The following is a 14,248-nucleotide window of genomic DNA, read 5'->3' on the forward strand; positions in this document are numbered from 1 at the left end:
ATCCATGACACTTTCACTGAGCCACGTTCACGTCTACACCGACGACCCCGATGCCTCGGTTGCGTTCTACCGAGACGCTCTCGGACTCGAGGTCAAGAGCGAGGTGGCCAACGACGGCTACCGCTGGATCACGCTGTCCACCAGCGAACAACCCGAGATCGAGGTCGTGTTGTCGCAGCCGCACGCGGGCCGTTCTCGGGAACTGGGCGATCAGCTCGCCGCGCTGCTGGCCAAGGGCGAGTTGCCGGGACTGCTGTTCCGCGCCGACGACCTCGACGCCGCGTTCGAGCGGATCCGCGCGGCGGGTACGGGCGAGATACTGCAGGAGCCGACGAGTCAGCCCTGGGGTGCCCGCGATGCCGCGTTCCGTGATCCGGCCGGAAACATGGTGCGCGTCAGCCAAGCCTGAAGTGTGGCGCCCGCCTCGACTACAGAGCCGAGGCGAGCGCCAGACCGCCGCCGCACGCGAGTACGGACGCCACCAGCGTGCCGATCGCGTTGACGGCGGCGTCGACCCGGCGGCCCTGCTGCAGTAACCGCACGGTGTCCACGGTCGAGGTACTGAAGGTGGTGTAGCCCCCACAGAACCCGGTTCCGAGAACTGCCTGCGCATCGGTGGAGCCGGCGCGCAGCATCACCCAGCCGGCCAGCAACCCGAGCAGGAACGAGCCCGAGATGTTGATGCCGACGGTTGCCCACGGGAAGCTCGTGCGCGAGCTCAGCCGTGACTTCACCTCCGCATCGACGAAGAATCGCGCGACCGACCCGAGCGCGCCGGCCAGGATCACCAGGGCCGCGATCATCGGATCACTCTGTTGGCGAACATGATTCCGGCTCCGGCCGCCACAACTCCCAACACCACACTGACGACGGCATATGCCGACGCCAGTCCGGTGAACCCGCCCCGGACACCCTCGACCGCTTCGAGGGCGAAGGTGCTGTACGTGGTGAACGCGCCACAGAACCCCGAACCGCCGAGCAACCGGAGCCGACGCCGTCCACCCGTATCGGGACCACTGCGCAGCAGCGACTCGAGCAGCAACCCCAGCACGAAAGCACCGACGATGTTGATTCCGAAGGTGGCGAGAGGCCACTGCGACGTCGTGTGCGGGAGACGTTCCTCGATCGCATAGCGAGCAGCAGTGCCTGCCGCGCCGCCGACGAACACCGTCGCCAAGGCCGCGAGGTTGCGGTGCGATGCCGGGTCGCTCACCGCCGGCTCTGCTCTCTGTCGTACCGATGCTGCACGATGAACAGTATGACGACAGCGACGCACGCGACCGTAGGCAACTTGCGCGAAGACGCCGAAAGGCTGCTGCGTGAGCTCGCCGGCCCCGAAGCGGTGTTGCGCGAGGACCAGTGGACGGCAATAGAGGCGCTGGTCGTGCACCGTCGGCGTGCGTTGGTGGTCCAGCGGACCGGTTGGGGTAAGTCGGCTGTCTACTTCATCGCCGCGAAACTACTGCGCGCCCAGGGTCTGGGACCGACGGTCATCGTGTCGCCACTGCTGGCGTTGATGCGAAACCAGGTCGCCTCTGCGCAGCGCGCCGGGGTGCGGGCGGCGACCATCAACTCGGGCAACATGACCGAGTGGGACGAGATCCATCAACAGGTGAACTCGGGCGAGCTCGACGTGCTGTTGGTCAGCCCCGAGCGCCTGAACAATCCCGACTTCCGCGACCAGGTGCTGCCGTCGTTGGCCGGTGACGCCGGCCTGGTCGTGGTCGACGAGGCCCACTGTGTCTCCGATTGGGGACATGATTTCCGGCCCGACTACCGGCGGATCCGCACCCTCATCGCCGAACTGCGCGACGGCATACCCGTGCTGGCCACCACGGCGACCGCGAACGACCGGGTGGTCGACGACGTCGCCGCCCAACTCGGGGTCGGCGGCGGAGACACCCTGGTCCTACGCGGCGGACTCGCACGAGACTCACTACGGATGTCGGTGGTGCGGATCGAGAACGCCACCGAGCGCGCAGCGTGGCTCGGCGATCACCTGAAGACCCTGCCGGGCTCGGGAATCATCTACACGCTGACGGTCTCGGCCGCCAAGGATCTCGCCGCGCTGCTCACCGACCAGGGCCACGTCGTGGCGTCGTACACCGGTCAGACCGACCCCACCGAACGCGAATCACTCGAAGCCGACCTACTCGCAAACCGGGTCAAGGCGCTCGTCGCGACCTCCGCACTCGGCATGGGGTTCGACAAACCCGACCTCGGCTTCGTCGTGCACATGGGGGCACCGTCCTCGCCGATCTCCTACTACCAGCAGGTCGGTCGCGCCGGCCGCGCCACCGAACGCGCCGACGTCGTGCTCCTCCCCGGCCACGAGGACCGGCAGATCTGGAGTTATTTCGCCTCCGTCGCATTCCCGCGGGAACATCTCGTGCGACAGGTCATCGAGGCACTCGATACCGACAAGGCTCAGTCGACCCAAGCTCTCGAGCCACTGGTCGAGCTCAATCGCAGCAGGCTCGAGATGGTGCTCAAGGTCCTGGACGTCGACGGTGCCGTCAGACGCGTCCGTGGCGGTTGGATGGCCACCGGTGAGTCGTGGACGTACGACGCGAGCCGCTACGAACGCCTCGAGCAAGCCAGGGACCGTGAGCAGCAGGCGATGCTCGACTACCAGAGCACCGATGGGTGCCGGATGGAATTTCTTCGTCGGCAGCTCGACGACCCCGATCTCGGCGCACCCGGCACCGAGTCCGACCGTTGCGGCCGATGCGACAACTGCACGGGCGAGCATCTCTCGTCCGCGGTCGATGCCACGTCGGTCGACTCTGCGAGGGCCCGGCTCGATCGCCCCGGACTCGATCTCCAGCCCCGAAAGCAGTGGCCCAGTGGGATGAAAAAGCTCGGTGTATCGCTCTCGGGCAAGATCGGCAACCCGCACCGACCGGGTCGCGTTCTCGGCCGCCTCACCGACCTCGGGTGGGGTGGACGCTTGCGAGCCCTGCTGGATGCACCCGACGCTCCCGTCACCGAAGCGCTGGAGAAGGCCTGCATCTCGGTGCTGGCCAACTGGGACTGGGCCGACCGCCCGACCGCCGTGCTGGCCCTGGACTCCCCCACCCACCCGCTGCTGGTGCGCTCGGTAGCCGAGCGCCTGGCAACCGTCGGGAAGCTGGAGAACCTGGGAGTGATGCAGGTCAGACCGGGACATCCTCCGGTATCGGCCGCAAATTCGGCCTTCCGAGTTGCCGGCCTGGTGGACTCGTGGGAGGTTCCGGACGTATCGTCCGTAGACGGGCCGATTCTGCTCGTCGATCTGCTCACCGACACCGGTTGGACGTTCACGTGTGCGACCGCTGCACTGCAGGCTGCGGGAGCGGATGCGATCCTCCCCTTCGCATTGGCAACGCCCAAATAGGGCGCATTGGCATCGCCGAACCAGGGCCTTCTCGGAATGCGAGTTTGAAAACGCGCCAGATGGGTACCGCCAGCCGATCCCGAAATATGTGAGCACCATCACAATCGGCGGTTAACCAGGCAAAGCATGTTCGATTCGGGCGTCGATTCTCCGACGCACTCGATATGCTCCCGACTCCTTGTTACGGTCGTATTTCCTATGAAGCCTGCATTGCTGAGAGGTACCCCGCTCACTGCGCCGGACGCAGTGAAGTTTCGTAAGCCACAGATCTCCGACGGAGTCCGGCTCTGGGAGATCGCAAGAGATTCACGAGTTCTGGATCTGAACTCCAGCTACTCGTACGTGTTGTGGTGCCGAGATTTCGCGGCCACCACCGTCGTGTCCGACATCGACGGCCGCGCAGTCGGTTTCGTCACCGGATACATCCGCCAGGACGCCCCTCGAACGCTGTTCGTGTGGCAGGTCGCCGTGGATGCGGACCAGCGCGGCAAGGGACTTGCCGGTCGCATGCTCATGGAGCTGCTCGACCGCCTCGAGCCACAGGGCATCACGCACCTCGAAACCACGATCAGCCCGGACAACGAAGCGTCCATCGCAACCTTCACCAGCCTCGCACGCAAGCGAGGTACCGACATCGTCAAGTCGGATTTGTTCGCGCCCAACGATTTCCCTGATAGCCACGAAGCAGAAGAGCTCTACACCGTAGGCCCGGACGCATCGCGGAATTACGAAAGGAACAAGCAGAACATGACCGAAAAGAACACAGTGACAACAGAGAAGCCCGACGTATTCGAGACCGTCGAGTCCGGCGTGCGTAGCTACAGTCGCCAGTGGCCCGCCGTATTCACCACAGCGAAGAACTCGGTCATCACCGACGAGAACGGCAACGACTACCTCGATTTCTTCGGTGGCGCAGGCGCACTCAACTACGGCCACAACAACGACATGATCAAGAGCGCGTTGGTGGACTACATCACCAGCGATGGCATCACGCACGGACTCGACATGTCCACCGTCGCCAAGCGTGAGTTCCTCGAGTCGTTCAAGAAGAACATCCTCGACCCCCGCGGCTTGGACTACAAGGTTCAGTTCCCCGGTCCGACGGGCACCAACACCGTCGAGGCAGCGCTCAAGCTCGCTCGCAAGGTCACCGGGCGCGAGGCGATCATCAACTTCACCAACGCATTCCACGGCATGACACTTGGCGCGTTGTCGGTCACCGGCAACTCGATGAAGCGAGCTGGCGCCGGAATTCCATTGGTGCACACCACTCCGATGCCGTACGACAACTACTTCGGCGGCGTCACCGAGGACTTCCAGTGGTTCGAGCGCGTTCTCGACGACTCGGGCAGTGGATTCAACCGACCGGCCGCGGTGATCGTAGAGACCATTCAGGGCGAGGGCGGAATCAACGTCGCACGACCGGAGTGGTTGCGCGCGTTGGCCGAACTGTGCTCGCGACGCGAAATTCTGCTGATCGTCGACGACGTGCAGATGGGCTGCGGCCGCACCGGCCAGTTCTTCTCGTTCGAGGAAGCCGGCATCACCCCGGACATCGTCACCCTGTCGAAGTCCATCGGCGGCTACGGCATGCCGCTGGCGCTGACACTGTTCAAGCCCGAGCTGGACGTCTGGGCACCGGGTGAGCACAACGGCACCTTCCGCGGCTTCAACCCGTCGTTCGTCACGGCAAAGGCAGCCATCGACCACTACTGGTCCGACGACAAGTTCGAGAAGGAAACCCTCGCCAAGGGCGAGCACATCCAGGATCGGTTCATGAAGTTGTGCGCCAAGTTCGACGGCATCTCGACTCGCGGTCGCGGCATGGTCCAGGCTCTGGTGTTCGACGACGCGGAGTTGGCCGGCAAGGTGTCTCAGCTGTGCTACGACGAGCGTCTGCTCGTCGAGACCGCGGGCCCCAAGGACGAGGTCGTCAAGCTTCTTCCCCCGTTGACCACGACGATCGACGAGCTCGACCGCGGCCTGGACATCATCGAAAGTGCAGTGGCGAAAGTTCTGTCCTAGCAGCGTCCAGCACACACCGACATCGAAGGAGACATCGCATGATCGTTCGCACCACCGAAGAAATCACCGGAACCGACCGCGACATCTCGAGCGAGGACGGCAACTGGCGCAGCAAGAGAATCATTCTGGGCGGTGACAAGGTCGGCTTCTCGTTCCACGAGACCACCATCCAGCCCGGAACGGTGAACAACTTCCACTACGCGAACCACGTCGAAGCGGTGTGGCTCATCGAGGGTGAAGGAACGCTGACCGATCGCGAGACCGGACAGACGTACGAGCTCGGACCGGGGTCGATGTACCTGCTCAACGGGCACGAGCGTCACACCGTGGAGCCGCGCACGACAATGCGCATGCTGTGTGTGTTCAACCCGCCGGTCGTCGGCAACGAGACGCACGACGAAAACGGCGTGTACCCCCTCGTCGAGGTACCTGCGTAACGCATTTCGTCACAACACCGGGCCCGCACCGACGCATCGTCGGTGCGGGCCCGGTGTCGTCGTTGTCGGTCGATGCGTGACACGACTCTTCGCTATCCTGGACGAGGTGAATGCTCCGACCGCGCCCGCGGAAACGTATCGGCAATTGCTCTCGATGCTGGACGGAAGAACTGTTGCAGTGCTCACCGGTGCCGGCATGTCGACCGACTCCGGAATTCCGGACTATCGGGGTCCGAAGTCACCACCGCGCAATCCGATGACTTTTCAGCAGTTCATCGGTGATGCCGAGTTCAGAAGGCACTACTGGGCGCGTAATCACGTGGGTTGGCGACACATGGACGCGGCAGTGCCCAACGACGGCCACCGAGCCCTGACCCGTCTCGAACGCGCAGGAGTCGTCACCGGCATCATCACCCAGAACGTCGATATGCTGCACACCAAGGCCGGCAGCCGCAACGTCATCGATCTCCACGGTGTCTACGCCCGCGTGCGCTGCCTGAACTGCGAGCGGTTGGTGTCGAGGTTCGAGTTGGCCAGACGCTTGGATCGAGCCAACCCCGGCTTCGTCGAATCCGTTGCTCCGGCCGAGGGCGTCGAGATCGCACCCGACGCCGACGCGATCATCTCGTCCACCGCGCATTTTCGGATGGTCGATTGCGAATCCTGTTCCGGCATACTCAAACCCGACATCGTCTATTTCGGCGAGAGTGTCCCCAAACCGCGCGTTGCCGAGGCCTTCGACCTCGTCGATCGCAGCGACGCGCTGCTGGTGCTGGGGTCCTCGCTGACCGTGATGTCGGGCCTGCGATTCGTCAGACACGCGTTCAAGACCGGCACGCCCGTTGTCATCGTCAATCGGGGTTCTACCCGTGGCGACGAATTCGCCTCTCTCACACTGCATACCGGCTGTTCGGAAACAGCGACAGCGCTGGCCGACGCGTCCGATCAGGCGCGGACGAGATCGTCCGCGTGAACCACCGGACGCTGTAGCTCCGCGGCCAACTCCCCCGTGGACCGCCCGAGCATTCCGGACAACTCCCCGGAGTCGTAGGCGACGACCCCACGGGCCACCAGTACACCGTCGGTATCGACGAGAGAGACGACGTCTCCGCCGTGAAAAGAACCGGACACGGCCGTGATCCCCGCAGACAACAACGACCTGCGCCGCTCGACGACTGCTCGCACGGCACCGGCATCGAGGTGTAGCTCACCTGCCGCATCGGCCGCATGCCGCACCCAGAACTTTCGTGCCGACAACCGCGTCGGGCGCGCCGCGAAGGCGGTGCCCACTACGGATGTCGTCAGAGCGTGAGCAGCATCGGATGCCGCGGCCAGCAGCACCGGAACCCCGGCGTCGGCCGCCAGGCGCGCAGCAGAGAGTTTGGAGGCCATACCGCCGGTACCGAGCGCTCCCCCGGACCCGGCGACGACGCCGTCCAGATCCTCCGGGCTGGTCACCTCGGGGATCAACGTGGCCGAGCCCTTACGCGGGTCACCGTCGTACAGCCCGTCCACATCCGAGAGCAGGAACAGCGCGTCGGCACCGACGAGGTGTGCCACGAGTGCCGCCAACCGATCGTTGTCACCGAACCGAATCTCGGCGGTGGCCACGGTGTCGTTCTCGTTGACGATCGCTACTGCGCCGAGCGACCGTAGCCGATCCAAGGTGCGCTGCGCATTACGGTGATTGGTTCGCCGCGCGATGTCCTCGGCGGTCAGCAACACCTGCCCGACCGTGCGGCCGTACCGGTGGAACGACGAACTCCAGGCGTGGACCAGAGCAAGCTGCCCTACGCTCGCCGCAGCCTGCTTCGTTGCGAGGTCACGCGGGCGTCTGGTGAGGCCGAGTGGTGCCATGCCTGCACCGATCGCGCCCGACGAGACGACGACCACGTCGGTGCCGCTACGCATCCGCGACTCGATGGCGTCGGCCAACAGGTCCAGTCGAGCCAGATCGAGACCGGCATCGAGGCTGGTGAGCGCCGAGGATCCGATCTTGACCACGATGCGCTTGGCGTCGGCGATCGTACGACGGGTATCGGTGAGAGCCTCTGCGGGCGAATCGGATTCACGCACCGACACCTCGTCTACTCCTGTTCGGTATCGAGCCCGCGGCGAACCTGACGGGCGTGCTTGCGCTCGGAGGCACCGATGCGCTCGACCTGATCGAGTCGAGCATCGGTGCCGCGACCGGTCATCGTGATCTCGACACCGGCCGGGGTCTGCGGTTCCCAATCGAAGGACACGTCGCCGATGGTGACCGACGCGCCCGGCTGAGCGCCCGCCTTGATCAGTGCATCCTCGACGCCGAGCCGCGCGAGGCGGTCCGCGAGGTAGCCGACAGCCTCGTCATTGGTGAACTGCGTCTGGCGCACCCACCGTTCCGGACGGGTACCGCGCACGATGAAGCCGTCCGGGATGTCCGGATCCTTGACGACCTTGAAGCTGTCGTCGTTTCGTGCGACGGGACGCAGCACCTGACGCCGCGGCTCCGGTGCCGGGTGCGCTGTGCGGTAATCCTCGACGAGCTTCGCCAACGCGAACGTCAGAGGCTTGAGACCGGCGCGCGTCACTGCGGAGATGGTGAACACCGGCCAGCCGCGAGACTCGAATTCCGCGGTGACCATTTCGGCGAGCTCGGCACCCTCGGGAATGTCTGCCTTGTTCAGTACGACGATGCGGGGCCGGTCGGCGAGATCACCGAGGCTGGCATCACCGGACAGGGCCGGCTTGTAGGCCGCCAGCTCCGCTTCGAGAGCGTCGACGTCGGAGATCGGGTCACGGCCCGGATCCAGTGTCGCGCAATCGACTACGTGTGCGAGCACAGCGCATCGCTCGAGGTGACGCAGAAAGTCCAGTCCGAGACCGCGGCCCTGACTCGCGCCGGGGATCAGTCCGGGGACGTCGGCGACGGTGAACGTGGTGTCTCCACTGGAGACGACACCGAGGTTGGGCACCAGTGTGGTGAACGGGTAGTCGGCGATCTTCGGCTTCGCTGCGGAAAGAACCGAAACCAACGAGGACTTACCGGCCGACGGGAATCCGACGAGGCCGACGTCGGCGACGGACTTGAGTTCGAGGACGAGTTCGCGTTCGATGCCCTCTTCGCCGAGCAGAGCGAAACCGGGCGCTCGACGAGCCTTGGACGCCAGTGCTGCGTTGCCGAGCCCGCCGCGCCCGCCGGGAGCGGCGTCGAAACGCGTTCCCTCACCGATCATGTCGGCGAGGACGTTGCCCTTCTTGTCGAGCACGACGGTGCCGTCGGGGACCTTGAGAATCAGGTCCTCTCCGTTGGCCCCTTCTCGGTTTCCGCCCATGCCCTGAGTTCCGTTGCCGGCCTTCGCATGACTGGAGAAGTGGAAGTCGAGCAATGTGTGGACGTTGCTGTCGACGACGAAGATGACTCCGCCACCCTGACCGCCGTTGCCGCCGTCCGGGCCGCCGAGAGGCTTGAACTTCTCGCGGTGAACCGAAGAGCAGCCGTTGCCACCTTTGCCGGCGCTGACGTGCAGCACCACGCGGTCGATGAATCGTGACATAGCTGTCTTCGATCCTTTCTGGAAGAAAAACGGGGTGAAAAAAGCGATAGGGGCGGACCGGTCTCGTGACCCTGGTCCGCCCCTATCGGGCGCTGTGAACGTGCGCGGTGGACGTCCGACCCGGGCAGTTGCCTGCCGTGCCGGTCATCGTGAGCGCGAGCTGCAGAAGGACTAGGCCTCTACAGTGACCGGAACGATGTTCACGGTCTTGCGTCCGCGCTTGGCACCGAATTCGACTGCGCCGGGAGCGAGTGCGAACAAGGTGTCGTCGCCGCCACGGCCGACGTTGACGCCGGGGTGGAAGTGCGTGCCGCGCTGGCGGACCAGGATCTCGCCTGCGCCGACGGTCTGGCCGCCGAAGCGCTTGACGCCGAGGCGCTGTGCGTTCGAGTCGCGACCGTTACGGGAGCTTGATGCACCCTTCTTATGTGCCATGTTGCATACCCTCCTCGGGGTGAATCAGCTGAAAAGAACTCGGGTCCGGTAAGACCTGGTTACTTGATGCCGGTGACCTTGAGGACAGTCAGCTTCTGCCTGTGTCCCTGACGCTTGTGGTATCCGGTCTTGTTCTTGAACTTGTGGATGCGGATCTTCGGGCCCTTGGTGTGCTCGACGATCTCACTGGCGACCGAGATCTTTGCCAGCTTGTCTGCATCTGTGGTCAGGTCGGATCCGTCTACGACGAGGACCGGAGCAAGCGAGACAGCAGTGCCGGGCGCTCCCTCGATCTTCTCGACCTTGACGAGGTCACCAACAGCGACCTTGTACTGCTTTCCGCCGGTCTTGACGATCGCGTACGTTGCCATCGGAGGGCTACCCCTTGCTTCTTCGAACTTGCTCGCGTTGCGCATGGCACCGCGACTGGTCTGGTAAAACGTGTTTGCTTGCTCCCATTCGGCCGATTCGGACCGAACTGCATCCGAACCACTCGAGAACTGTTTCCACTTGCAGGACCGCTAGGCACAACAAGACAGTGTCACCGGGAGCGACTTATCAAGGTTACGGCAGAGAGACGGCCAGGGTCAAACCGCCTCGACCCCTACACATCGATGTCCACCGGCGGGCCTGCCGGACGTGCCGCTGCCCGTCTCCTGCGCGGACGTGCGGTCGGCACGTCCACCTGCTCGACAGGCTGCTCCGCCGCCGCTGTCAGCGGTGCTGAATCGGCCACCGTGTCACCGCCGACCGAACCTGCGTCGGCACCATCGTCGGCGTCTGCCGTGGCCGAAACCACCATCAGCACACCGGCATCCGGCGCAGCACTGGTCGGCGCGGCGGCCTTCCGCGCCACCCGTCGACCCCGGCGTGGAGTGGCCACCACCGGCTCCGGCTGAGCGGGGGTGGCGTCGGAGGACTGCGTCGCCCCGGTATCTGCGGAACCGCCGTCGCCGGCGGATTCTGCAGCCGGCACCGGCTCGTGAGACTGCGCGCTGTCCACGGTTGCCTGCGCGACGTCCGCGTCCTCGTTCGCCGCTGCCGCGACAGCCACGTCCTCCGCCGAGACCACGGTGACCGACTCGTCCTTGTCACCGGCGGAGCCGGACGATGCCTGCGAGACCTCCGCGGGGCTGACATCGGCCACCACGTCGTCGTGATGCGCTGCCATCGCCAGAGCCACGGGGTGTGCCCGCTTGATCGACGGGTCGACCACCGGGTGGTCGGTCCCGTCCGTCGTGCCCGACTGTCCGTTGGGCGTCGACCGCTCGGTGTTGTCGGACCGATCGTTTCCGTCGGACTTGGCGTCCTTGCCGCGTCGACGCCTGCTGCCGTTGCCCGAACCGTTCGAGTCCGAACGTGACGAGCTCGGGCGTCCACCGTCGGAGTCCGGCTTGGCGTCAATGGGGAACGGATGCACGATGATTCCGCGACCCTGGCAGTGCTCGCACGTGGTGGAGAAGGCCTCGACCAATCCCGTGCCGAGCTTCTTGCGCGTCATCTGCACCAGACCGAGGGAGGTCACCTCCGACACCTGATGACGGGTCCGGTCACGGCCCAACGCCTCGGTCAGGCGGCGGAGCACCAGATCACGGTTCGATTCCAGCACCATGTCGATGAAGTCGACGACGATCATGCCGCCGATGTCGCGCAGACGCATCTGGCGGACGACTTCTTCGGCCGCCTCGATGTTGTTGCGGGTGACGGTCTCTTCCAGGTTGCCGCCGGAGCCGGTGAACTTTCCGGTGTTGACGTCGACGACCGTCATCGCCTCGGTGCGATCGATCACCAGCGTGCCGCCCGAGGGCAACCACACCTTGCGATCGAGGGCCTTGGCCAGCTGTTCGTCGATGCGGTGAGCTGCGAACACGTCCACGGAGCTGCCGTTGGCCTCGTAGCGCTGCAGGCGCTCCATCATGTCCGGAGCCACGGTCTCCACGTAGTTCGACGTGGTCGTCCACGCCTTGTCGCCCTCGATGACGAGCTTCGAGAAGTCCTCGTTGAAGAGGTCGCGGATGACCTTCACCAGCATGTCGGGCTCTTCGTACAGCGTCTGGGGCTGCACGCCCTTGCCTGTTTCGGCGTTCGCGGACCGCTCTTCGATGCTGGCCCACTGGGCCTGCAGCCGCGTCACGTCGCGCGCGAGTTCTTCCTCGCTGACGCCCTCGGCCGCGGTCCTGATGATGACGCCGGCCTCGGGGGGAACGATGTCGCGCAGAATTTCCTTGAGTCGCTTGCGCTCGGTGTCGGGCAGCTTGCGGCTGATGCCGGTGGAACTGCCACCGGGAACGTAGACGAGGAAGCGTCCGGCCAACGACAGCTGAGTCGTCAAGCGAGCGCCCTTGTGGCCCACCGGGTCCTTGCTGACCTGCACCAGAACCTGATCGCCCGGCTTGAGGGCCTGCTCGATCTTGCGCGCGCTTCCGCCGAGACCGGCGGCGTCCCAGTTGACCTCGCCTGCGTACAGCACACCGTTACGACCACGGCCGATGTCGATGAACGCTGCTTCCATACTGGGCAGGACGTTCTGCACGCGGCCCAGGTAGACGTTGCCGACCATCGAGGCGGTGGCGCTACTGGTCACGAAGTGCTCCACCAGAACGCCGTCTTCGAGCACGGCGACCTGCGTGGTCAACGGATGGTCCGGGGTGGCCTTCTCGCGAACGACCATAACGCGGTCCACGGACTCACGACGAGCGAGGAATTCCGATTCGGTCAGAATCGGCGGACGGCGTCGCCCGGCATCGCGGCCGTCACGGCGACGCTGCCGCTTCGCCTCGAGCCGAGTCGAACCGGAGATGCCCTGCACCTCGTCGCGCGCTGCGCGGCTCTTGTTGCGCGGCTCGCGTTCGTGCACGACGGTGTTGGGCGGGTCGTCCTCGGACGACGCAGCTGCTTCTGCCGCGGCCTCGGCTCCGGTCTTACGACGGCGGCGGCGCCGACGACGACGGCTCGAGCCGTCTCCGTCCGAATCGCCGTTGTCGGAATCACCGTTGTCGGAGTCGCCGAAGTTGTCCTGAGCGCCGGACTCGGACTCGTCGTCACTGTCCTCGCCCTGCTTGTCCGACCCGTCGGTGGTGGCGTCGGTCGTGGCGTTCTGCCGATCGGACCCGCGGCCGCGTGACCGCGAGCGACGCGAACGCCGTCCCGAACTCGAGGGCTGGTCGTCGCCGGAGGTCTCGTCGGCATCGGAATCGTCGGACTCGTCCGCTCCGGTGGACTCGCCGTCTGCCGAAGAGGCGGACGTGCTGCTGTCCGTCTCGGAGTCGGTGTCGTCCGAATCCTCGTCGGTCGAGTTGTCGTCGGTCGAGTTGTCGTCGGACGACTGCTCTCCGCGTCCACGCCCACGACCGCGGCGACCGCGCCGACGGCGACGGGGCTGAGACTGGTCGTCGTCGTCTCCCGAGCCGTCCGCTGCCGAGGAAGCCCCGGACTCGTCGGAGGACGCATCCGAAGCACCGGACTCGGACACGGGAGCACCGGACACAGCGGTGTCCTGCGTGGCGGTGTCGGAGGCGACCGTAGAGACGTTCTCGGCGACGGGTGACTCGCCGGTGGCGGGCTCGTCCGTGGCCTTGTCGGACGTAGCGTTGTTATCGGACGGTGCCTCGTCCTTGGGTGCGGCCTTGCGGCTACGTCGACGCCGCGCGGGGGCCTCGGACGGCGCATCCGCCGATTCTGCTGCGGGCTCTGCCGCTGCCGGCTGCAGGAACACCGGCGTCGCAAAGGTCGTGGCCGTGGGTTGGGCGGCCTCGGGCTCGGCCGTGGGCGCGCTGGTGAACAGCGTTGCCTCGGCAGCGGGGACCTCTACCGAGGGAGCCGTCTCGGCCGGCACCTCTACCGATGCGGGCTCGGGCTGCTGGTCTGTCGACGCATCCGGTGCCGGCGACTCCGCTGCGGAGGCATCGGGGGCGGGTGCGGTCGGCCCGTTCACCGAATCGCGCACCGACTCGGCAACGTCTCGGCTCAGACTCGACTGCGCGCTGCGGGCTTCGATGCCGAGCTCACCGAGAGTGACGAGCAACTGCTTGCTGGTCACACCCAGAATCTTCGCCAGTGCATGCACGCGCAGCCTGGTCGGCAATTCGATGGTGTCGGGTTGCACGGAAACCGCGTCGGATTTCGCGGACGACACCGCGTCGGTGTCCTCCGGATTTCCTGCGTTCGTGCTCTGTACATCTTCGGGCGGGCTTTGATCGGCCACGTAGTCTCCTCGGGCCCCCGGGCGCGTTCATCCGAAATCGGGTGTGACGCGGCCACGCGAGGGCAATCCTTGTGTACTCACGTCGGGTTGGACGTCAGCTGTTCGGTCTCGCTCTCCACAAATCGTGTGAGCCACCTCGTGAATCTCGGTGGCCGACGACGGCGTGTGCAGTGCCTGGCTGGATGGTGGTGTCTCGGCGATCCGAGCGCCTGATCATCAAGCATGAACGCGA

The 14,248-nt window shown here is 65.5% G+C and carries 12 protein-coding genes and 1 pseudogene; 6 read left to right on the forward strand and 7 right to left on the reverse strand.

The window, feature by feature from the left end; translation table 11 throughout:
• The first annotated feature begins 4 nt into the window (after positions 1 to 4).
• Positions 5 to 409, forward strand: a complete 405-nt coding sequence (locus tag AB0P23_RS01710) for a VOC family protein (RefSeq protein WP_027497546.1) — start codon at positions 5 to 7, stop codon at positions 407 to 409.
• Positions 410 to 428: 19 nt separating this feature from the next.
• Here AB0P23_RS01710 and crcB read toward each other — a convergent pair whose 3' ends face one another.
• Together crcB and AB0P23_RS01720 are read right to left on the reverse strand one after the other, a co-directional pair.
• Positions 429 to 803, reverse strand: coding sequence for a fluoride efflux transporter CrcB (gene crcB, locus AB0P23_RS01715; RefSeq protein WP_027497547.1), 375 nt, complete (start codon positions 801 to 803; stop codon positions 429 to 431).
• Positions 800 to 1,213: a CrcB family protein gene (locus tag AB0P23_RS01720; protein ID WP_080736430.1), complete on the reverse strand. Its 414-nt coding sequence runs from the start codon at positions 1,211 to 1,213 to the stop codon at positions 800 to 802. The genes crcB and AB0P23_RS01720 overlap by 4 nt, the downstream gene beginning before the upstream one ends.
• Positions 1,214 to 1,258: 45 nt before the next feature.
• On the opposite strand from AB0P23_RS01720, the gene AB0P23_RS01725 reads away from it, so the two are divergent.
• The 5 genes and pseudogenes from AB0P23_RS01725 to AB0P23_RS01745 all read left to right on the forward strand — a co-directional run bounded on the left by AB0P23_RS01725 (position 1,259) and on the right by AB0P23_RS01745 (position 6,811).
• Positions 1,259 to 3,376, forward strand: coding sequence for a RecQ family ATP-dependent DNA helicase (locus AB0P23_RS01725; protein ID WP_032399928.1), 2,118 nt, complete (start codon positions 1,259 to 1,261; stop codon positions 3,374 to 3,376).
• 198 nt (positions 3,377 to 3,574) lie between these two features.
• Positions 3,575 to 4,075, forward strand: a pseudogene (gene ectA / locus AB0P23_RS01730) (diaminobutyrate acetyltransferase); the annotation flags it as partial.
• Between the two features lie 48 nt (positions 4,076 to 4,123).
• Complete coding sequence (gene ectB, locus AB0P23_RS01735) at positions 4,124 to 5,401, forward strand: diaminobutyrate--2-oxoglutarate transaminase (protein ID WP_045841368.1); 1,278 nt, start codon at positions 4,124 to 4,126, stop codon at positions 5,399 to 5,401.
• 38 nt (positions 5,402 to 5,439) lie between these two features.
• Entirely contained in the window at positions 5,440 to 5,838 is a 399-nt protein-coding gene (locus AB0P23_RS01740) for an ectoine synthase (RefSeq protein ID WP_027497550.1), read from the forward strand.
• A gap of 154 nt (positions 5,839 to 5,992) precedes the next feature.
• Positions 5,993 to 6,811, forward strand: a complete 819-nt coding sequence (locus AB0P23_RS01745) for a Sir2 family NAD-dependent protein deacetylase (RefSeq protein WP_032368456.1) — start codon at positions 5,993 to 5,995, stop codon at positions 6,809 to 6,811.
• Here the strand turns inward: AB0P23_RS01745 and proB are convergent.
• The 5 genes from proB to AB0P23_RS01770 all read right to left on the reverse strand — a co-directional run bounded on the left by proB (position 6,784) and on the right by AB0P23_RS01770 (position 14,016).
• Positions 6,784 to 7,914 carry a glutamate 5-kinase gene (proB, locus tag AB0P23_RS01750; RefSeq protein WP_045841369.1) on the reverse strand — a complete coding sequence of 377 codons (1,131 nt, stop codon included), beginning with the start codon at positions 7,912 to 7,914 and terminating at the stop codon, positions 6,784 to 6,786. The genes AB0P23_RS01745 and proB overlap by 28 nt on opposite strands.
• Positions 7,915 to 7,925: 11 nt before the next feature.
• Positions 7,926 to 9,377, reverse strand: coding sequence for a GTPase ObgE (gene obgE, locus AB0P23_RS01755; RefSeq protein WP_032368196.1), 1,452 nt, complete (start codon positions 9,375 to 9,377; stop codon positions 7,926 to 7,928).
• 171 nt (positions 9,378 to 9,548) lie between these two features.
• Positions 9,549 to 9,812: a 50S ribosomal protein L27 gene (gene rpmA, locus AB0P23_RS01760; protein ID WP_027497554.1), complete on the reverse strand. Its 264-nt coding sequence runs from the start codon at positions 9,810 to 9,812 to the stop codon at positions 9,549 to 9,551.
• Positions 9,813 to 9,871: 59 nt separating this feature from the next.
• Entirely contained in the window at positions 9,872 to 10,183 is a 312-nt protein-coding gene (rplU, locus tag AB0P23_RS01765; RefSeq protein WP_027497555.1) for a 50S ribosomal protein L21, read from the reverse strand.
• 233 nt (positions 10,184 to 10,416) lie between these two features.
• The gene (locus tag AB0P23_RS01770) at positions 10,417 to 14,016 is read right to left on the reverse strand and encodes a translation initiation factor IF-2 N-terminal domain-containing protein (RefSeq protein ID WP_206498212.1); all 3,600 of its coding nucleotides are present in this window, start codon (positions 14,014 to 14,016) and stop codon (positions 10,417 to 10,419) included.
• Positions 14,017 to 14,248 lie beyond the last annotated feature (232 nt).

The sequence above is a fragment of the Rhodococcus sp. NPDC077669 genome, from assembly GCF_040686915.1.
In the GTDB taxonomy this organism is placed as follows: domain Bacteria; phylum Actinomycetota; class Actinomycetes; order Mycobacteriales; family Mycobacteriaceae; genus Rhodococcoides; species Rhodococcoides fascians.

Excerpts from the sequence above, each read along its gene's own strand:
- rpmA (WP_027497554.1), bottom strand. The coding sequence starts at position 9,812 with ATGGCACATAAGAAGGGTGCATCAAGCTCCCGTAACGGTCGCGACTCG.
- AB0P23_RS01725 (WP_032399928.1), top strand. The coding sequence starts at position 1,259 with ATGACGACAGCGACGCACGCGACCGTAGGCAACTTGCGCGAAGACGCC.
- rplU (WP_027497555.1), bottom strand. The coding sequence starts at position 10,183 with ATGGCAACGTACGCGATCGTCAAGACCGGCGGAAAGCAGTACAAGGTC.
- AB0P23_RS01745 (WP_032368456.1), top strand. The coding sequence starts at position 5,993 with ATGCTGGACGGAAGAACTGTTGCAGTGCTCACCGGTGCCGGCATGTCG.
- ectB (WP_045841368.1), top strand. The coding sequence starts at position 4,124 with ATGACCGAAAAGAACACAGTGACAACAGAGAAGCCCGACGTATTCGAG.
- AB0P23_RS01740 (WP_027497550.1), top strand. The coding sequence starts at position 5,440 with ATGATCGTTCGCACCACCGAAGAAATCACCGGAACCGACCGCGACATC.
- AB0P23_RS01710 (WP_027497546.1), top strand. The coding sequence starts at position 5 with ATGACACTTTCACTGAGCCACGTTCACGTCTACACCGACGACCCCGAT.
- obgE (WP_032368196.1), bottom strand. The coding sequence starts at position 9,377 with ATGTCACGATTCATCGACCGCGTGGTGCTGCACGTCAGCGCCGGCAAA.
- crcB (WP_027497547.1), bottom strand. The coding sequence starts at position 803 with ATGATCGCGGCCCTGGTGATCCTGGCCGGCGCGCTCGGGTCGGTCGCG.